Here is a 20,130-nt window from a genome sequence, read left to right on the forward strand (position 1 = left end):
TAGTTTTTTACCAGTTAATTTTTTCTTTGTTTAAAAATGAAGCTATTCCTTTTTTAAAATCTTCACTTTCTCTTACTCTAGCATTAATATGAACGGCTGTTTCTAAAGTTTTTTCTAAAGATGGATTTGTTGTTTGACTGATTAATTGTTTAGTAATCATTAAAGAGTTACCCGAACTTCCTTCACACAAACTTAACGCAAATTCTTTAACCTTTTGATGAATTTCTGCTGATTTTGTTACAAAATTTATTAACTTATAAGATAAGGCCTGCTCTGCATTAAAGGTTTTGCCGGTTAATAGAATTTCCTTTGCAATAGTTTCGTTCACTTTTTGAACCAAAAAGCACGAAACAATTGCAGGTACAAAACCAATTTTAACTTCTGTATAACCGAAATTGCTTTCGGGTGTGGCAAAAACAATATCGCAAATTGTAGCTAAGCCGCAGCCACCTGCTATTGCATGACCTTCAACTTGCGCAATTACAATTTTTGGTAAATAATAAATAGTTGTAAAAAGCTTTTTCAGATTATTTGAATCTGCTACGTTTTCTTCAAAACTATTATTTTGAAGTTGTTGCAGATATTCTAAATCTGCACCAGCACTAAATGTTCCTCCATTTGCGTTTAAAACAACAATTTTAACCTGGTTATCTTCTTCAGCACGAATAAAAGCCTCAGTTAATTCGGCTATTAATTGCGGGTTTAAAGCATTTCGTTTTTCGGGGCGATTGATTGTAATTGTAGCAATTCTTTCTTCTACATTGTACAAAACCATGTTTTCCATATTATTGGGTTAGTTGAACCAAATATGCAGGATTTTTCTTTAAAACATGTTGAGGAATGCTATTATTCTCGGCAAAAGTTTTAAACGATGCAATTTTGTAATCTTTATTTGTTGCATCAATAATTAAAGATTTAAACTCGATATGCCTATTAAGATTTTCTAACATAAATCGTATATTTCCTGTGAGCCAAAGACTTGAGAATTTACCCTCAATATTTAGGTTTTTATAATTTAAGAATTCATCAATAAGCAAAATTCTGTATCCCTTAAAAACGATTTGATTATCTTTTTTTATAAAATGATTGATGAGAGTATCTCTGTTTAAATTAATGAAATTGATTTTAGAAATCTGTGCTTGTTCAAGAGCTGGCTTTACAAAAAAGTGAAAGTTTTTATCATTAGCATTTAAATCTGTAAGTAATATGGTCTCTCTACCGCTTATAAAGGCTGCCGCATAATTTTTTCTCAAGGTGAAAAAGATGATTTTTTGTTGCTTTGTGGCTACCCAATCATCGTAAACGATTAAAGATGCGTAAAAGATATATAACAATATGGATGCATAGATGAGTTTTTTATTATAGTTGGTAAGGGCGTAAATAAACAACCCTAAAGATAAACTGAGTAGTAAAAGCTCTGGTAAATTAATCCAAATTGATGATAAAGTAGAATATGGTAAATCTGCAATCCATTTTAGAATCTGATTGGTAGATACGATAATCCATTCAAAAATTGTTGAAAGTTTATCTGCAAAAGGGATTAAGACGATGATACCTAAAATCATAATAACCATTAATGGAAGTGAGATAAATAGATTTCCTAATAAAAAATAGATTGGAAATTGATGGAAATAATAAATACAAAGCGGAAAGGTTACTATCTGGGCAGCTAAGGAAATCGCAATTAATTCCCATACTTTATTTAGCCATTTATTTTTGATGTAAATCCATTTATAAATTTTTGGTTGAAGATAAATTAATCCAAAAACCGAGATGTAGGATAATTGAAAACCAACATCCCATATTAAGAATGGATTATAAATTAACTGACAGAAAGCTGCAAATGCAAGTGTATTGTATCCGTTTTTATTTCTTGCAAATGTTTTCGCAGTAATGAAGATGCCAATCATAATTGCAGAACGCACAACAGAAGGCGATAAACCGGTAATTAATGCATAAATCCATATTAAGCTAAAAATTAAAATGAACTTTAAAATTTTTGTTCCTCTTTTCCTATCTAAAAATATCAGCATAAAATCTAATACAAAGAATATAATAGCTACGTGGCTGCCAGAAACAGATAGTGCATGTATTGTTCCTGTTTTTGAGTAAGCGGCTAACGTTTCCTTACTTAAATCTGCACGATAACCCAATATTAATGTAGATGCAACGGCAAAAGCTTCATCATTTTTAATGAGTTTACGATATTTATTCACTTGTGCTTCCCTAAGTTTTAAGGCAAATTTTAAAATAGGATTTCCAATATTTCGATTTGTTTTTAAGATATGATTTTGATTGATAAAGGCTTGCTCAAATACATTCTGATTAGCTAACCATTGCTTAAAATCAAATTCAGCGGGGTTATATGGCGGTTCAACATCTAAATATTTCGCGGAAACAATTAACTCATCGCCATATTCTAAATGAATAGGGTTAAGGCTGTCTACCTTTAATGCTAAAAGTATTTGACCGCTTTGCTTAAGCTGATTATTATTTAGATAACCAGAAATAACTCTGGCTTTAAACCTCAATATATCATTTGTTTGCTCGGGTTCATCGTTTACCCATATTTTCAAAAGTTTATAATCTTTCTTCGCAAAATAATCAGCCTTAAGTTTTTCATTGTTTAACAAACAAAGCAATCCACCGAAAGAAAAAAAGAATGTAAAAAACAGAAATCCGCTTATGCCTTTAAATTTATAAGCATTTAATATTTTATAAGTGAAGTTGATAACGAATAACAATAAAAATATAGCTGCTGAAATAATCGATAAAGTGACTATTAAATTTTCTGTTGGGAAAAAGTAAAATACACCGATACCTACAATTAAAGGCAAAAGAATACGAGCGAAAATGTAATCAGCTTTAAACATAATTTAGAATTGATATCTTAATTGGAGTTTAACATCAGATTTTTTATTGCCCTGTATTTCATCTAGATATGTTCCAACGGTTTCCACATCCTTGTAAATAAACATGGCATATCTGGCCCAAATGTTTAGCTTTTTGGCTAGATTGTATTTTAGATTTAAATAAGTTCTAAAGCCTTTGCCATTATACATACCAAAGGCAAAGCTGTATAAAACATCATCTTCATAAGCATATATTCTACTGTTATAACTTGCGGTGTTAAAATATGCGATTCGCAGATTTCCTGTTATTTTGGAAAACATTGGAGAATAATCAACATCTTGATAAATCAAATAACCGAATTCTGCCTGAGTATCTCCTTTTTTGTATTGAGATACTTCTACACGGTTTTGAAAACTCCATTTTTTATTTAATTGCCAGCTTACTTCAAAACGGTAGCCTTCTTTTTTTACATCATCCAAAAAACTTATTGGCACTTCCAAATCCGTATTTTGCTGTTTATTTTCGGTTTTAAATCGGGCCAGGATTTTAAATGTTTTAGTCGGTGTTTATATTGCCTGACTCAAAATTTCATATCCGTCTGAGGGTGCATCAATCCTAAATTTTAACCATGGAAACTGAAAATAATCTCCATAAATTGAAAACATCCACTTTTTATTTGGCGTAATATTTAAACCCGTAAACAAGCCGCGTTCGTTCACAGCTTCACTTGCTTCGGCCAAACCCTGATTAAAAAAGTTATGATAATTTTTTGCATAATTACGATGTGTAATAGAAGCAGAAATTATTGGTGTGAGGCTGATTAAAGCACCATTAAGGTATGCAAATCCACTTTTTAAACTTTTGCCGGCTTCGCCAAACAAATAAATATTTTTATAAGTGTAGTTGTAAAATGCACCAATGTTTGTAAGCTGTTTTCCAGTAAAACTGAATTTATCGTAAAGAGCAGTTTGCGTGATGAAACTATTTCCGTATTTACTCTGGTAAGCGATTGCTCCAAAAGCAAGTTCGTTTTTACTGTATTGAATTATTGCTCCGTACACATTTTGTTTCAAAGAGTTTTTGTTTGATATTTCTGTTGGTGTTCTGTGTAATCCGGTTTGATTTATTGTAGATTGTACCAGATTTCCATCAGCATCTAAATCCTGACTTGCATCCAAATTTCTGAATGATAAAAAAGGAGTGAGGTCTATATTTTTAAATAGATTGATGGTTGCTGATGCACCTCTCAGAAAAGAGTACTCATTAGTAGATGTGTAAGGACGTAAGCCTAAATCTTTTTTGGCAATGCTAACGATATCAGGTCCTTTACCAAATGCAAAACCCGACCACATTGTTAAACCCTGCCCAAATTGCAATGTGTAATCGCCAACTACCAATTTTTTAATTTTGCCTAATTTAAAGAGTGCTATATTCCCAGAGAAAAAATCGAAGGGCTTGCCAATAAATTTTTCTCCTGCATCTTTATCTAATGTAATGGAGGCAGAAATAATTGTTCCGTAGTGATAACGGTATCTGGTTTGAAACCTTTCCGGTGAACCTAAATATCTGTTTCCTGGTAAATCTGTAAAGCCTTTTTGTGTTTGAAGCGTTTGGGCGTAACGTACAATTAAATCATTATCGCCGATAGTAAAAATGTTTTTAAACCTGAATTTTTCATATTCAGTAGCAGAATTTAATGTAACAAATGGAAGTAAATTCTGTACAGTTTTAACATCAAAGCCATCAATGGTTTGTAATTCTAAAACATCAGCTAAACTTCCGTTTTCTTTTATGTGCTTAAAAAAATTACTGATTTGCAAAGGAGATAAGAATACCAGCGTTTTTAATTCCTCTGGTGTGGTTTTGCCTAAGTTAATCGGGTGCTTTTTTAATCTGGTTAATACCTCAATTAGTTCGGTCATATCGTAATCATCCGGTAGGTTCTCAGCTACGCTTTCGATAATATCCCGTATAGCAACCTCATTTTCAATGCTTTGAGCTTTTGCAAAATATCCTATCAGTACAAAAGCAAATAATAAAAACCTAAAAGGCATAACCTAATGCAATTTGAGGTGCATAACCTAAGTTAGTATCGTAGGTTGTTGCCATATCAAACAAAAGTTTTCTATAATTTAGCCCGAAACCTGCATATTGTTTAAAAGGTTTTGCACTTAAACCACCGCGTAAACTCAGCAATGCCGCGATTTTGTAATCAATCCCTAATGACACATTAATTGATTCCTGTAGATTTTTGGATACCGATGTAGCAATTAAAACTTTATCTGATGCAAAATAACTCGCTCCGACATTAAGCGTAGTAGGAATTTCAGTCATAACCAGCGTACTGCCATATTTTTGCTTAGATGGGTTACTAATAAATGTTCCAATCGTAAGTAAATCTGTAAGGTGATATATGACTCCAAAATCAACAGAAAACCCATTTGAAGCACCATAATTTGAGATTTTCAGCTGATGATAATTACCGTTTAAACCAATAGATAATTTGTTGCCAAATTTCTTTGCAAAAGCAAAACCAACCTTGCTTTCAAAATATTCGGAAAAGCCATATCGTTGCAAACTGGCACCAATAAAATTATTTTTAAATGGAATTACAGCAACAAAACCTTGAGTACTAACCTCATCACTAAAAAGATTTTTAATGTAGTTTACAGATGCTGTTGGCTGCTTTAAATGAGTAATGGCAGCAATATTGGCTTGCAAACTCCAAACATCATTTACAGCTGCGCCATTGTTGCCAATAGCCGTTAAGCGTGGTCCCAAATTGTTTTGGGCAGATAAATAAAAAGGTATGAGGGAGATTATCAATACATTCCATATCTTCATTTGAGGGCGTTAAACCGGTAAATAAAAAATAGGGAGGTACGTTGTTCGGTTATTCTAATATAGAAAAATTTAATATAAAACAAAAAAATGTTGTTGATGTATTTATTGATTAAATTTAATAATAGATAAATAATTATTTATGGAATAACAGATTGATATAGGTTTTGAGCAGTTGGTTAAAGTACTTAAGAAGATGCCGCAAAAGCAATGGTTAAAACTTAAACAAGCTATAGACGATAAATTGATTTAGATTCAGATCGCGAAGAATATAAAAAAAAATTACTTAGTGGTCCTACCTTTTCTGATGAACAATTAGAAATTGTAAATGATACGAGCTATTTCGAATGGTTTATCATTAGCAGTCTTAAATGTGAAGCATTTCGAAAGAATTGAGGCCCTAAATATTATCTCATAGCTTACAACTCCTGAGCCAAATTAACCAGAAAACCTTTAAGCTTTTCTAATGAATCAATAATTTTCTGATTCTCTTTTACATCACCTTTGTTGTTTTTTAAATGTTCTTTGGCACCTTTTAGCGTAAAACCTTTTTCATCAACAAGGTTGAAAATAATTTTAAGGTTTTCGATGTCTTCAGGTGTAAATAATCGGTTGCCTTTCTTGTTTTTTTTGGGTTGAAGGATGTCGAATTCCTTCTCATAAAAACGAATTTGCGAAGCGTTAACATTAAACATTTCAGTCACTTCGCCCATAGTATAATACATTTTGTTGATGTCTCTTTCTTTGTACGGCATATTTTGTGATTGATTATTAAGGTTTTACAGCGATTAATTAAAGTATTCAAATGTAGCTCGATTTTTCCTTATTAACGCAATAAAGTTTTAATTTTGTTGCTCCAATTATAAAATGTAATGACAGCAAAAGAGATTAGACAGGCATTCCTTAATTTTTTCGAATCGAAACAACATCAAATAGTTCCATCGGCGCCAATCGTGGTTAAAAACGACCCGACTTTAATGTTTACAAATGCCGGTATGAATCAATTCAAAGATTTGTTTTTAGGCGAAGCGACTGTTAAATATACACGTGCTGTTGATACTCAACGCTGCTTACGCGTATCTGGCAAGCATAACGATTTAGAAGAAGTTGGAATAGATACTTACCACCATACCATGTTCGAAATGCTTGGTAACTGGAGTTTTGGCGATCCTGCCCGTCCGACAGGCGGGTATTTCAAAAAAGAGGCGATTGCATGGAGTTGGGAATTATTAACCGAAGTTTATAAAATTCCGAAGGATAAATTATACGTTACTTATTTTGAAGGTGATGAAAAGGAAGGTTTAGAAAAGGACCAGGAAGCTTACGACCTTTGGAAGCAATATGTAGATGAAAGCCATATTTTACCAGGGAATAAAAAGGATAATTTCTGGGAGATGGGTGATACCGGACCATGTGGACCATGTTCTGAAATACATGTTGATTGCCGCACGGATGAAGAGAAGGCTTTGGTTGATGGCGCTACTTTAGTTAATGCAGATCATCCTCAGGTTATCGAAATCTGGAATAATGTATTTATGCAATTTAACCGTTTAAAAGATGGTTCGTTGCAAAGTTTACCAGCAAAACATGTTGATACAGGAATGGGTTTTGAACGTTTGGTGCGTGTATTACAGGAAAAAACTTCTAATTATGATACTGATGTTTTTCAACCATTAATTCAGTTTATTGCTGAAAAATCTGGAACAAAATATGGTGCTGATGAAAAAACGGATATCGCCATGCGTGTTATGGCTGACCACATTCGTGCCATTTCGTTTGTAATTGCTGATGGTCAGCTGCCTTCAAATAATAAAGCCGGTTACGTAATTCGTAGGATTTTACGCCGTGCTGTTCGTTATGCCTATACTTTTTTAAACTTTAAAGAGCCATTTTTAAATCAATTGGTGCCTTTATTGTCCCAACAATTTAAAGGTGTTTTTGATGAATTGATTTCACAACAGGATTTCGTCCAGAAAGTTGTTTTAGAAGAAGAGATTTCGTTTTTAAGAACACTATCAGCAGGTATCCAGAGATTTGAGAAATATCAGGCACAGAACAATACAGTTGAAGGAAGTTTTGCATTTGAATTATCTGACACGTTTGGTTTTCCAATCGATTTAACCGAACTAATGGCTCGTGAAAAAGGCTGGACGGTTGATTTAAATGCTTATGAACAAGCACTTAAAAAACAAAAAGATGATAGTCGTGCTGCCACAGCAATTGATACTGGCGATTGGGTTATTATTAATTCCGATGAACAAAGTGAGTTTGTTGGTTACGATGATTTAGAAATCGAAACAGAGATTTTAAAATATCGCAAGGTAAAAGCGAAGGGCCAAGAACAGTATCAAATTGTTCTACGGCAAACGCCTTTCTATGCTGAAAGTGGTGGTCAGGTAGGAGATACCGGACGTTTAGAAGACCATAGCCGTCAGTTTTGGGTAGATATAACCGATACCAAAAAGGAGAATGGCTTAACTGTTCATTTTGCAGATATTCTTCCAGATAATTTAGAAGGAAAATTTTGGGCAGTTGTAGATGAAGATAAACGTGTTCTAACTGAAGATAACCACTCTGCTACCCATTTATTACACGCAGCATTAAAGCAAGTTTTAGGCAATCATGTTAACCAAAAAGGTTCGTTGGTTAATGCTGATTATTTACGCTTCGATTTTTCGCATTTTGCAAAAGTTACCGATGAAGAACTGGCGCAAATTGAAGTGATTGTTAACCAGAAAATCAGACAGAATATTAAGCTAAAAGAGCAGAGAAATGTTCCTTATCAGGATGCAATTGAAAGTGGAGTAACCGCTTTGTTTGGCGAAAAATATGGAGATTTTGTTCGTATGATAACATTCGATGACCATTTTTCTAAAGAACTTTGCGGTGGTACACATGTTAAAGCTACCGGACAAATCGGTTCATTTAAAATAATTTCTGAAAGTGCTGTTGCTGCTGGTGTTCGCCGTATTGAAGCAATAACTGCCGATAAAGCAGAACAATATTTCTTAAACCAAAGAAAAGAATTAGGTCACTTAAAGGCTTTACTAAACGGCAGCAAAGATTTATCAGCTTCTGTTCAAGCTTTGCTTGATGAAAATGCAAAACTTAAAAAGGAAATTGAGAAATCGACACTAGAGCGTGTTAGCAATTTGAAACATGAAATTGTTCATCACGTTCGTGGCATAAACGGTGTTAACTTAATTGCTAAACACATTGATTTGCAAAATGCTGATGCAGTAAAAAACTTAGCTTTTTCTTTAAAAGACATGATTGACAATTTATTTCTGGTTTTTACTACAGAAATTGATGGTAAACCGGGCGTTACCGTAATGCTTTCTGATGATTTAGTAAAAAAGGGAATGAATGCATCAAACATCGTTCGTGAGTTAGGAAAAGAAATCCAAGGCGGTGGCGGCGGACAACCTTTTTACGCCACAGCTGGCGGTAAAAATAATGATGGTTTACCAATTGTATTAGAAAAGGCAGAAAGTTTTATAAATAAGTAATCAAATAATTAACCTCTCAAATGAAAAAACAAATTTTATTCATCCTGTTTATTGGCGTTTCTTTAGTTTCCTTTGCCCAAACAGATAGTATATCTAAATCAGTTAAAGCAAAATCTGAGGCAATAGGGCATGGTGGAAATAATGAGATAAAAATTAATTTATTATATACAGTTATTGGCTTACCTGAAGTGTCTTATGAACGGTTGTTAGAAGATAACATGGGGATTGGAATATCAGTAGCAATTAATTTAACAGACGAAGATGTTTTTGGTAGTCGTTTAAATTATATTATTGCACCTCATTACAGACTCTACTTTGGCGCAAAAAAGGCTAATGGATTTTTTATAGAAGGTGGCGCTGCAGTAGTTTCATACAAAGAATTTGATTATTCATCATTAGCGTATACAAGCTACCCGGCTGGTTATGATTATTCAGAGCTTAATAAAAATTACACAAATTTTGGATTAGGTGCAGCAGTTGGAGCCAAATTTTTAACAAGAAACGGATTTACTGGTGAAGTTTATGGTGGAATTGGACGTCTGTTAGGTAACAGTAATGCTATTGAAGCTTACCCACGCATTGGAATAACAATCGGTAAAAGATTTTAAGCATAAAAAAAAGAGGCCAAAAGCCTCTTTTTTATTTTAATGTCTACCTCTGTGACCTTTATCATGATGACCTCTACCTTTTCCTTTAAAGTCGTGGCCTCTATCATAATATTTTACGCTTTTGTATGATCTGCCAGGTGAAACGTATCTAACTCTGTTTCCGCCGCCACCATAAGAATTGCGGTAAAAATTTGAATGATTTGCGTATCTCACTCTATGTGTATTATAACTACGGTAAGGGCTATTTCCATAAACAACTACTTTTCTGCCGCGGTTTAAGTCATAACCTCTGTATCTGGCAGGTAAATTCCTGGTTCTTACCCATCTGTTACCATTTAGATAAACAAATTGCCTTTGTGGCACAGAATAATAAGATTGTACTTCTGGTAAATAATAATAGTTTACGTTTTGATAACCTACGGGAACCCAAGCTGGCTGAGTACCGATATTTACATTTAAACTTACTTGAGCGTTAGATTGATTTGATGTTAAAGCCACGATACCTACAATCGCGGAGATGATAACTAACTTTTTCATAATCGTTTCTATTTGTGTAGTGTTATAAATTCAAACGCTGTGCCAAAAATTTAATTGTAACAGAGATATAAAAAAAGGAGCTTCTTTCGAAACTCCCTTGTCACAACTAAAAATATTATCCACGGCGATTGCCTCTGTCGCTATTGTTTCTTTCCGGGCGATTACCGTTAGCATTTTTATTGCCTCTATCGTTATCTCGATAAGGTTGATTATTTCTTTCGACTCTTACAACCGTTTTTTGTGTATGCACCGGCCTTTTATTTACTACAACAGTTTTATTGCTATTATAATTCGGATGACCTTTTACAACATAATACTTTGCATCACGGCTATCTCTTATTATATTTTGATGACCTGAATAGTTTTTATACTTGCCATATTTAGAGATGTATATATTATTTCGTAAATATGGTTTTGGCTCATTAACCACAACTTTATAAGAGCGGTATAAATCAAAATTTCGGTATTGAGCAGGAAGGCTATTTACTGTAACCCATCTATTACCATTCTGATAAATGTATTGTCGAGTCGGCACATAGTAATACGTATTGATATCAGGCAAATAATAATAATCCACATGGTCGTAGCCTGTTGGTCCCCAGGCGGGTTGAGCACCAATATTAATGTTTAAGCTAACTTGTGCTTTTGCAGTGTTAAGGCTGAATAATGAAACCATCAGAATTGCAGCAAATAATACTAACTTTTTCATGGCATTTAAAATTTAGGGTTTCTCTTGTGTGTTAATTATTGAAATAGACATAAGCTTTACACAGTAGTTTAATTGTGGCAATCTGTTTTAACATACTTTAACTATATTTGCCAGCACAATACACTAAAAGGCATCATTTTATATGAGTTTAGGTACAAACCAAAACAATTACGAGCTCGTTTCAGGACTAGAAATTCATGTTCAGTTAAATACAAATACCAAAATATTTTCTGCTGATAGTGCTTCTTTTGGTGCCTTGCCTAATCAAAATATATCTACAGTTTCTTTGGCTTTGCCAGGTGCTTTACCCAAACTAAATAAAGAAGTTATCGCAAAGGCCGTTCGTATTGGTTTGGCTTTAAACTGTATAATTAACCAGATAAATCATTTCGATAGAAAGAATTATTTCTATGCCGATTTACCAAAGGGATATCAAATTACGCAAGATAATCAGCCAATTTGTGTTAATGGTTTTGTAGAGGTTGAGCTATCTGATGGTTCTACAAAGAAAATTGGCATCAACAGAATACATTTGGAAGAAGATGCCGGCAAAAGTATTCACGATCAGGATGATAATTATTCTTTAGTTGATTTAAATCGTGCGGGCGTACCTTTAATTGAAATTGTTACCGAACCAGATATTCGTAGCGCAGAAGAAGCATCAGCTTTGCTTACGGAGATTAGAAGGTTAGTGCGCCATTTAAATGTGAGCGATGGTAATATGGAAGAAGGTAGTTTGCGTTGCGATGCAAATATTTCTATTAGGGAAGAAGGCACAACTGCTTTTGGAACCCGTTGCGAAGTAAAAAACTTAAACTCTATGCGTAACGTACGTAGAGCTATGGAATTTGAATTTGGCAGGCAGGTTGAAATTATATCAAATGGCGGCGAAATTATACAAAGCACTTTAAATTTTGATGCTGATAAGGGAACAACATCGCCAATGCGAACCAAAGAAGAAGCAAATGATTATCGCTATTTCGCCGACCCTGATTTGCAACCTGTTTTTATTTCGGATGATTGGTTAGCTGAAATTACATCGGCTATGCCAGCCTTACCAAATGAAATTAGTAAACAGATGATTGCAGAGTTTGGAATTAGCAAAGCTGATGCAACATTATTTGCTGAAGATTTAGATTTGTTGCAGTATTTTAAGAAGACTTTGCCAAACGTTAACACTAAAAAAACTTTAATAAATTGGTTAATTGGACCTATAAGAGCTGTTTTAAGCGAGAACGAAATAACAATTTCTAATTACAAAGTATCACCAGAACAACTTGCCGCAACAATTAACCTAGTTGATGATAAAAAGATTACACAACAGATTGCCTTACAACAATTATTACCTGCGTTAGAAAAAAATGACGGTGAAAACGCTGCTGATTTAGCAAAATCATTAAACTTGCTTATTACAGAAAATGTTGGCGAGTTGGATGGTTTTATTGATGAAGTGTTAAATAAATACCCACAACAGGTAGAAGCATATAAGAAAGGTAAAAAAGGCGTTTTAGGTTTGTTTGTTGGCGATGTTATGAAACTGGCCAAAGGCAAAGCGGATGCTAAAAAATTAAATGAATTAATACTTGAAAAACTAAAATAATGAAATTAAAAAACCTGAGCCTATTCGTATTAATTGCGATTGCTTTTACTGCATGTAAACCAAAAGATAGTTTTAATATCGACGGAACTTTTCAAAATCCGGGTACGGAAAAGAAAGTTTATTTGTATGGGATGGAAGGTAGCCAGATGATTGCTGTCGATTCTACAAACTTATCTGAAAAGGGAGAATTTAAATTTATCAGAAAAACACCTTCAGTCGATTTTTTCAGGGTTTCAATTGGTAACCATGAGTTTATGCTAATTGCTAAAAACGGCGATGACATTAAATTGGAAGCAGATTTAGCAGATAAAACAATGGCTTATAAAATTTCTGGCGCAAACGAAGTTGATAAGCTATCGGAAGTTAACAACCTTCGTAATAACTATGCTAAGCAAGTTGAAGATTTACAAAAGGATTTTGAAGCGAAGGTTGCGCAACAGCCAACAAACAGAGCTGCAATTTTAGAACAGTTAAAACCACAATATGAATCATATACTAATCAGTTAAATGCTTCAATTATAAAATTTGCGAAAGATAATAAAGGTACGTTGGCAAGTTTTTATGCAATGAATACTTTAAGTCCGCAGGAATATGAGGCCGAATTGGTAAAGTTTGCTGATGAAATTAAAGATGAAATTAAAGGTAATGCAACTGTAGATACATTTATAAAACAAAAAGCTTTGTTAAAGGCTGTTCAGGTTGGGCAAATAGCGCCAGCATTTACCATTAATAGTGTTGATGGAAAGCCTGTAAACTTGTCTGATTATAAAGGAAAATACGTTATGGTTGATTTTTGGGCATCGTGGTGTCAACCTTGTCGCCAGGAAAACCCAAATGTTGTTAAGGTTTACAATCAATACAAAAACAAAAATTTCAATATTTTAGGCATTTCATTAGATACAGATAAAACGGCATGGTTAGCTGCAATCAAAGCTGATGGATTAAGCTGGACACATGCTTCAGAATTGAAAGATTTTAATGGTTCTACCGTTAGAAAGTATCAAGTGCAAGGAATACCGGCTTCATTTATAATTGCTCCAGATGGTAAAATTGTTGCCAAAAACCTACGTGGCAGCGAATTGGAAGCGTTTTTAGCAAAAACGTTACGTTAAAAGAAACTCAATGTTAAAGAAATTGAAGTTATTAACAATTTCTTAACTTAGGCTTAACTGAATATTACATCATAGACAGTACTTTCGTAACAAATATTTAACTAATGAACAACGTAGGTCAGAAAATATTAATTGTTGATGATGAACCAGATATTCTGGAACTGATTGAGTACAACCTAAAGAAAGAAGGTTACCAGGTATTTACTGCTTCTAATGGACAAGAAGGAATTACTGTAGCTAAAAAGGTTCATCCAGATTTAATTATTTTGGATATCATGATGCCGAAAATGGACGGAATTGAAGCTTGCCGTTTGATGAGAGCAATACCTGAGTTTAAAAATACTTTCATGGTTTTTTTAACCGCCAGAAGCGAGGAATATTCAGAAATTGCAGGATTTAATGTTGGTGCCGATGATTATATCGCAAAACCAATTAAACCAAGAGCATTAGTTAGTCGCATAAATGCTATTTTAAGAAGAAATGCCGGCACAGAAGAAGTATCGGAAAATAAGTTAGAAATCGGCGATTTAGTTATCGACCGTGAAGCTTATTTGGTTTTTCAAGATGGTAACAAAGTGGTGTTAGCGAAAAAAGAATTTGAATTACTTTATTTGCTAGCTTCTAAACCAGGTAAAGTTTATACAAGAGAATCAATTTTAAAGAATATTTGGGAAGATTCTGTTGTAGTAACTAATCGAACCATCGACGTTCACATTCGTAAATTACGCGAAAAATTAGGCGAACGTTATGTATCTACAGTAAAAGGAGTGGGTTATAAATTTGAGCTATCATAAAATAACCTAATAAAATATAAGCCCCGGATTTATAAAAATTCGGGGCTTTTTATTTTATGTCACGTTGAGCTTGTCTACACGCTGTCTTAGATGTTTAGAAATTTCTTCGATAAGCTGAGAATGACCAACAATTAATGATGCCGTTTTTTATTTAGGTCATTAGCTTAAAGCTTGTTCTAAATCGGCAATAATATCATCAACATGCTCTAATCCAACTGAAATTCTGAGTAAATTTTTAGGTGTTTTGCTGTCTGGTCCTTCAACAGAATATCGATGTTCGATTAAACTCTCTACACCGCCTAAACTTGTGGCTTGTGCGAATAATTTTACCCTATTTACTACTTTACTGGTTTCTTCAACATCTCCCTTAACCAAAAACGACATCATACCACCAAAATCTTTCATTTGTTTTTTAGCAATTTCATGTTGAGGATGTGTTGTCAATCCAGGGGAAAAAACAGCCTCAACTTTAGGATGATTAACTAAATAATGAGCAACTTTTTTACCATTTTCGCAATGGCCTTTCATCCGGTAGGCTAAAGTTTTTATGCTTCTGCAAAGTAAAAAGCAATCAAACGGAGATGGAACAGCCCCACCGGTTTGCTGAATGTTTTTAATTTTCTCCCAAAGCTCATCTTTCTTTGCGGTAACTAAAACTCCACCCAAAACATCGCTGTGGCCACCAATATATTTTGTACTGCTGTGCATTACAATATCTGCACCTAATAAGATAGGATTTTGCAAAATTGGCGATGCAAATGTACTATCGCAAGCCAAAGTTATTTGATGTGACTTTGCAATCTTCGAAATTTCTTCAATATCTGTAACCTTTAGCAACGGGTTTGATGGTGTTTCAATCCATATTAATTTTGTATTTGGTTTGATAGAAGATTTTATCAGTTCTAAATCGGTCTGGTCAACAAAATCGAACTCTAAAATTTCATTAAAAATAGTAAGCAATTGTTTTTTTATCCCCCAATACATATCATCGGGTGCAATAATATGGCTGCCGGGTTTTAGCGCCTGAAATAAGCTGAGACCGCAATTATTGCCTGAGGCAAAGGCTGCTGCATCTTCTCCATGTTCCAATTTCGCCATTGTGTTTTCTAAAGCAGACCGGTTTGGGTTGCTCACGCGACTATACATGTGTCCGCCGGGATATCCGCCGTATTCATCTCTAAAAAAAGTTGTAGATAAGTTTATTGGTGGCGTAACATCTCCGGTAGTATTTTTAATAAGATTAGAAGCGTGAATAGCAAGGGTTTCGGGTTTCATGATGATTTATTTTTAAAACGAATATTTGCAGTGCAATTTAATAATTCGATGCTAATTTAAGGTTCATTATTGTTTTGGCAAGATTTATGTATTCAGTTTCGCATAAAATTAAAATTAAACTAAAATGAAAAGATTTTTTATAGCTATTGCAATAGCATGTTCTACTTTGGTAATGTTACAAAGTTGCTCATCAACAAAAAATGCAACAACTGGTATTAATGGTGGTAGAGGTACAGTTACTGGCAACTGGGTTTTGAATAATATTACTTTAGAAGGTTTGCCAGATCAAGCCGTTCAAGGGTTATTTGGTGAAAAATCATACAAATGCTTTGAAGGTAGTACCTGGAGATTAACAAATAGCGGAAATGGATCATATACATTACCAGCAACAAGCAGTTGCGGTGAGGTGATGCAAACAATTTTCTGGTCATCAACTCCATCAGAAGAAACTTTTCAATTCAAGAAAATTTTTGAAGGTGATAAAGCTAAAAATGTAACAGAAGGTTACCGTTTAGTTTTATCTCAACTTTCTAAAGGTAATATGGTGATGAAATCTCCAATCGAATTTGGTGGTAAAACAGCTAATATCGTTTTATCATTTTCACCAGCGGTAAAATAAGGCTCAGTTCTATCAATATAATGGAAAGCACTTCTGAAAAGAGGTGCTTTCTTGTTGGCGACAGATTTTTATATTCATATCTCTCTGCCACGGAAACACGGATTTAAGAAGATAAATTTCCCGTGTGTTCCGTGCATCCGTGGCAACTTTAATTTCATTTACTTAATGCCTAATAACAAAAATCTGTTAATCTGTGGCGAGCCAGTTTGTAAAATACTTTCCGTGTTTTCGTGGCAACTACTATTTCATTGCTCAATTTAACAAATACCAAATCTGCTAATCTGTGGCAACCAGTTCATAGAATATTTTCCATGCTTCCGTGGCAACTACTATTTCATTGCTCAATTAGGAAATACCAAATCCGCTAATCTGTGGCAAACCAGTTCATAGAATATTTTCCATGTTTCCGTGGCAATCTATTATCGCACTGTTATAAACAAAAAACCTAATAATCTATGGTTAACTCATGGTTTGTTGCAAGAAAATGATGTTCTAATCGACTCATTATTGTATTTTTGTTTAAAATAAATCAGGAATGAATACAACTGAGCAAGTTGAAAAAATATTAGCTGATACATCATTATCAACTGAATTACAAAATATAGCGCACAAAGTACTTAACAAAGAACGAATTACTTTTGATGAAGGTGTTTATCTGTACGAACACGCCGAATTAGGTTATTTAGGTGTTTTAGCCAATTTTATCAGAGAGGCAAAACATGGCGATAAAACATATTTTAACCGTAATTTTCATTTAGAACCTACAAACCTTTGTGTTTACGATTGTAAATTTTGCTCTTACTCCCGTTTAATTAAACAGAAGGAAGAAGGCTGGGCGCTAACTATGGAGCAAATGCTCGATATCGTTAGGAAATATGATAACGAGCCGGTAACAGAAGTTCACATTGTGGGTGGTGTTTTACCGCAATACGATATGGAGTTTTACGCAGCCTTATTTTCTGCAATTAGAGCGCACAGACCAGATTTGCATGTTAAAGCTTTAACACCGGTTGAATATCATTACATCTTCAAAAAAGCGAAGGTTGATTATGCTACCGGAATGAAGTTAATGAAAGAGGCTGGCTTACAATCTATGCCGGGTGGTGGTGCAGAAATTTTTCATCCGGAGATAAGAGAACAAATTGCGAAAGATAAATGTACTGGCGAGCAGTGGCTGACAATACATGAAGAATGGCATAAATTGGGTATGCGAAGTAATGCAACCATGCTTTATGGACATATTGAGAAATTTGAGCACCGTGTTGATCACATGCAAAAGCTTCGTGAATTGCAAGATAAAACAGGAGGTTTTCAAACATTTATTCCTCTAAAATTTAGAAATCAGCATAACCAAATGAGTGCAGTTCCTGAATCTTCAGTGATAGAAGATTTGAGGAATTATGCTATCGCGAGGATTTACATGGATAATTTCGACCACATAAAAGCCTATTGGGCAATGATTAGCAGAGAAACTGCTCAATTATCTCTTAATTATGGCGTTGATGATATTGACGGAACTTTAGATGATACCACAAAAATTTATTCGATGGCTGGTGCTGAAGAGCAAACACCTGCAATGAGTACAAAAGAATTGGTAAACCTTATTAAACAGGTTGGCAGACAAGCTATCGAGCGTGATACTTTATACAATGTGGTTACCGATTTTACAAATGTAGTTTTTGAAGAAGAAAAGAAACCAGCATATTATAAATTACCAGTTATAAATTAATGAGTGATAGATTAAGTGAATTCTTGCAACACCCTTACCACAATCTATCATTCAAAATGCAATCAATCAGTCATTCTATAATTCAAAACTCAAATCACCCAATAAATTAAAATGAAGCATATTTATATCATCCGCCACGGCGAAACAGAACTTAATAAGCAAGGAATAGTACAAGGTAGAGGTATAAATTCTGATTTAAATGATACTGGTAGGGCTCAAGCGGATGCTTTTTATCAAAAATATAAAGATATTTCTTTTGATAAAATTTATACCTCAGATTTAAAGCGCACCTGGCAAACCGTACAAAAGTTTATAGATGCTGGATTACCCTGGGAAAAACTTTCTGGCTTAGATGAGTTAGCATGGGGTGTTTGGGAAGGCAAACCTAATACGCAAGATTCTAGAGATGCCTTTCGTGAAATGTTACAAGCTTGGGAGCAAGGCGACTACTCTGCTCATTTTGAAGGTGGTGAAAGTGTTCAAGATGTTTATGAACGTTTGAAACAACCAATGGAATTGTTAGCTTCCCGACCTGAAGAAAAAACAGTTTTGCTTTGTATGCATGGTAGAGCAATGCGTGTTTTTCTTTGTTTGCTGCTTAATAAACCATTGAGTGAAATGACAGAATTTCCTCATCAAAATACAGTTTTATATAAAATGGGTTTTGAAGACGGCAAGTTTAGCGTACTTGAGTTTAATAGCGCTGTTCATTTGGATGGGCTGGTGATTGGGTAATCGGATAATTCATCATTGCGATGTGAGATGCAATCTCTACCAAAGCAATTTAAGAGTGCTTCATGTCTTGCACTGGCAGCATAAATTTTAAACTTAAAATAATTCCTTGAATAAAATTAAAATATCGGCTGTTGCTTACACCAACACCAAAGCATTTATATATGGAATTGAGCATTCTGATATTATAAATAAAATAGATTTAAGCTTAGATATTCCTTCAGATTGTGCTGCTAAAGTAATTAGTGGTCAAGTAGATATAGGTTTAATGCCTGTGGCTGCAATTCCGTTTGTGCCGAATGCTAACATTGTTGCAGATTACTGCATAGGGAGCGATGGCGCTGTTAATTCAGTTTTCATTTTTAGCAGTGTTCCGGTAAGAGAAATTAAGACAGTGATGTTAGATGCGCATTCCCGTACTTCAAACAATCTGGCTAAAGTTCTGCTTAAATTTCATTGGAAACGAGATGTTGAATTTACAACAACTATCACGGAAGAAACAGATGCCATAGTTTTAATAGGCGACAGAACATTTGGTAAAAAGGATGATTATGCTTTCGCTTATGATTTAGGAGAAGAGTGGAAAAATTTTACCGGATTGCCGTTTATGTACGCAGCGTGGGTAGCCAATAAAGAAATTTCTTCATCCTTTAAAAATGAATTTAATGCAGCTCTGAAACTTGGTTTATCCCATCGGGATGAGGTTTTAAAACAATTGCCTCAAACAGATAATTTCGATTTGAAAGATTATTTGTACAATAAACTTCAGTTTGAAGTAACAGAGGATAGAATGAAAGCTATGAAGCTATTTCTAGGCTATATTGAAGCCCTCGAGAAAGAGAAAGTATAAGCAAAAGGCAATCTGTTTTAGATTGCCTTTTATATTTTAATGTGTTTTTAGCTTTCCGGCTATGGTTTCTAATTTGCTTTTAAGTTTAGATAACGCACCTGTAATGGCTAAATCGTATGTATTTCCAAAACTGGTAACCGCAACTGGCTCTTTACCAGAAATTCTGGCTTCTAATAAGCAGCGTTTATCTTCTAAACCATCTTTACTTCCATTTTCATCAGTAAGGTGAACTTCTAAACGGGTTATTAAATCACTAAAACGGCTCAAAGATTCGGTTATCTGTGTTTGTATTTTTTCTTCGTATTCCTGGTGTATCGTTAGGTTTTTGTCGGTATTCAATTGAATCGTCATAATAAATGAAT

At 34.1% G+C, this 20,130-nt stretch carries 19 protein-coding genes; 9 read left to right on the forward strand and 10 right to left on the reverse strand.

The genetic code is table 11. The features are described from left to right. Nucleotides 1–7: 7 nt before the first annotated feature. The 6 genes from LUA86_RS05065 to LUA86_RS05090 all read right to left on the reverse strand — a co-directional run bounded on the left by LUA86_RS05065 (nt 8) and on the right by LUA86_RS05090 (nt 6,449). A complete protein-coding gene (locus LUA86_RS05065; protein WP_231459507.1) occupies nt 8–784 on the reverse strand; it encodes an enoyl-CoA hydratase/isomerase family protein in 777 nt (258 codons plus the stop codon). A 1-nt stretch (nt 785) separates the two neighbouring features. Next, complete coding sequence (locus LUA86_RS05070) at nt 786–2,873, reverse strand: ComEC/Rec2 family competence protein (protein ID WP_231459508.1); 2,088 nt, start codon at nt 2,871–2,873, stop codon at nt 786–788. A gap of 3 nt (nt 2,874–2,876) precedes the next feature. Further along, nucleotides 2,877–3,353: a hypothetical protein gene (locus LUA86_RS05075; protein WP_231459509.1), complete on the reverse strand. Its 477-nt coding sequence runs from the start codon at nt 3,351–3,353 to the stop codon at nt 2,877–2,879. A 66-nt stretch (nt 3,354–3,419) separates the two neighbouring features. Then, nucleotides 3,420–4,907, reverse strand: a complete 1,488-nt coding sequence (locus tag LUA86_RS05080) for a helix-hairpin-helix domain-containing protein (RefSeq protein ID WP_231459510.1) — start codon at nt 4,905–4,907, stop codon at nt 3,420–3,422. Beyond that, nucleotides 4,897–5,697, reverse strand: coding sequence for a hypothetical protein (locus LUA86_RS05085; RefSeq protein WP_231459511.1), 801 nt, complete (start codon nt 5,695–5,697; stop codon nt 4,897–4,899). The genes LUA86_RS05080 and LUA86_RS05085 overlap by 11 nt, the downstream gene beginning before the upstream one ends. A 416-nt stretch (nt 5,698–6,113) precedes the next feature. Continuing rightward, nucleotides 6,114–6,449, reverse strand: a complete 336-nt coding sequence (locus LUA86_RS05090) for a MerR family transcriptional regulator (protein ID WP_121950206.1) — start codon at nt 6,447–6,449, stop codon at nt 6,114–6,116. A gap of 117 nt (nt 6,450–6,566) precedes the next feature. On the opposite strand from LUA86_RS05090, the gene alaS reads away from it, so the two are divergent. Next, entirely contained in the window at nt 6,567–9,203 is a 2,637-nt protein-coding gene (gene alaS / locus LUA86_RS05095; protein WP_231459512.1) for an alanine--tRNA ligase, read from the forward strand. 20 nt (nt 9,204–9,223) lie between these two features. Then, nucleotides 9,224–9,811, forward strand: coding sequence for a hypothetical protein (locus LUA86_RS05100; protein ID WP_231459513.1), 588 nt, complete (start codon nt 9,224–9,226; stop codon nt 9,809–9,811). Nucleotides 9,812–9,847: 36 nt separating this feature from the next. On the opposite strand, the gene LUA86_RS05105 is transcribed toward LUA86_RS05100, so the two are convergent. Beyond that, on the reverse strand, nt 9,848–10,348 hold the full coding sequence (locus tag LUA86_RS05105; RefSeq protein ID WP_231459514.1) for a hypothetical protein: 501 nt from the start codon (nt 10,346–10,348) through the stop codon (nt 9,848–9,850). Nucleotides 10,349–10,463: 115 nt separating this feature from the next. Beyond that, nucleotides 10,464–11,057, reverse strand: a complete 594-nt coding sequence (locus tag LUA86_RS05110; RefSeq protein WP_231459515.1) for a hypothetical protein — start codon at nt 11,055–11,057, stop codon at nt 10,464–10,466. A 142-nt stretch (nt 11,058–11,199) separates the two neighbouring features. Between LUA86_RS05110 and gatB the strand changes: the two genes are divergently transcribed. The 3 genes from gatB (at nt 11,200) to LUA86_RS05125 (ending at nt 14,563) form a co-directional block, all read left to right on the forward strand. Beyond that, nucleotides 11,200–12,657 (forward strand): Asp-tRNA(Asn)/Glu-tRNA(Gln) amidotransferase subunit GatB, encoded by a 1,458-nt coding sequence (gene gatB / locus LUA86_RS05115; RefSeq protein WP_231459516.1) that lies wholly within the window; start codon nt 11,200–11,202, stop codon nt 12,655–12,657. Then, entirely contained in the window at nt 12,657–13,769 is a 1,113-nt protein-coding gene (locus tag LUA86_RS05120) for a redoxin domain-containing protein (RefSeq protein ID WP_231459517.1), read from the forward strand. The genes gatB and LUA86_RS05120 overlap by 1 nt, the downstream gene beginning before the upstream one ends. Before the next feature lie 104 nt (nt 13,770–13,873). Then, complete coding sequence (locus LUA86_RS05125) at nt 13,874–14,563, forward strand: response regulator transcription factor (protein WP_231459518.1); 690 nt, start codon at nt 13,874–13,876, stop codon at nt 14,561–14,563. Nucleotides 14,564–14,722: 159 nt separating this feature from the next. Here LUA86_RS05125 and LUA86_RS05130 read toward each other — a convergent pair whose 3' ends face one another. After that, nucleotides 14,723–15,838 (reverse strand): PLP-dependent aspartate aminotransferase family protein, encoded by a 1,116-nt coding sequence (locus tag LUA86_RS05130; RefSeq protein WP_231459519.1) that lies wholly within the window; start codon nt 15,836–15,838, stop codon nt 14,723–14,725. Between the two features lie 124 nt (nt 15,839–15,962). Between LUA86_RS05130 and LUA86_RS05135 the strand changes: the two genes are divergently transcribed. The 4 genes from LUA86_RS05135 (at nt 15,963) to LUA86_RS05150 (ending at nt 19,768) form a co-directional block, all read left to right on the forward strand. Continuing rightward, nucleotides 15,963–16,457, forward strand: a complete 495-nt coding sequence (locus tag LUA86_RS05135) for a hypothetical protein (RefSeq protein WP_231459520.1) — start codon at nt 15,963–15,965, stop codon at nt 16,455–16,457. 535 nt (nt 16,458–16,992) lie between these two features. Continuing rightward, nucleotides 16,993–18,186 (forward strand): aminofutalosine synthase MqnE, encoded by a 1,194-nt coding sequence (gene mqnE / locus LUA86_RS05140; protein ID WP_231459521.1) that lies wholly within the window; start codon nt 16,993–16,995, stop codon nt 18,184–18,186. A gap of 111 nt (nt 18,187–18,297) precedes the next feature. Continuing rightward, the gene (locus tag LUA86_RS05145) at nt 18,298–18,921 is read left to right on the forward strand and encodes a histidine phosphatase family protein (RefSeq protein ID WP_231459522.1); all 624 of its coding nucleotides are present in this window, start codon (nt 18,298–18,300) and stop codon (nt 18,919–18,921) included. Nucleotides 18,922–19,027: 106 nt separating this feature from the next. After that, on the forward strand, nt 19,028–19,768 hold the full coding sequence (locus tag LUA86_RS05150) for a menaquinone biosynthetic enzyme MqnA/MqnD family protein (protein WP_231459523.1): 741 nt from the start codon (nt 19,028–19,030) through the stop codon (nt 19,766–19,768). A 36-nt stretch (nt 19,769–19,804) separates the two neighbouring features. Here the strand turns inward: LUA86_RS05150 and LUA86_RS05155 are convergent, their stop codons facing one another. After that, the gene (locus LUA86_RS05155; RefSeq protein WP_231459524.1) at nt 19,805–20,119 is read right to left on the reverse strand and encodes an HPF/RaiA family ribosome-associated protein; all 315 of its coding nucleotides are present in this window, start codon (nt 20,117–20,119) and stop codon (nt 19,805–19,807) included. Between the last annotated feature and the right edge of the window lie 11 nt (nt 20,120–20,130).

Origin of the sequence: Pedobacter sp. Leaf132, from assembly GCF_920984695.1 — a bacterium.
Lineage (GTDB): Bacteria > Bacteroidota > Bacteroidia > Sphingobacteriales > Sphingobacteriaceae > Pedobacter.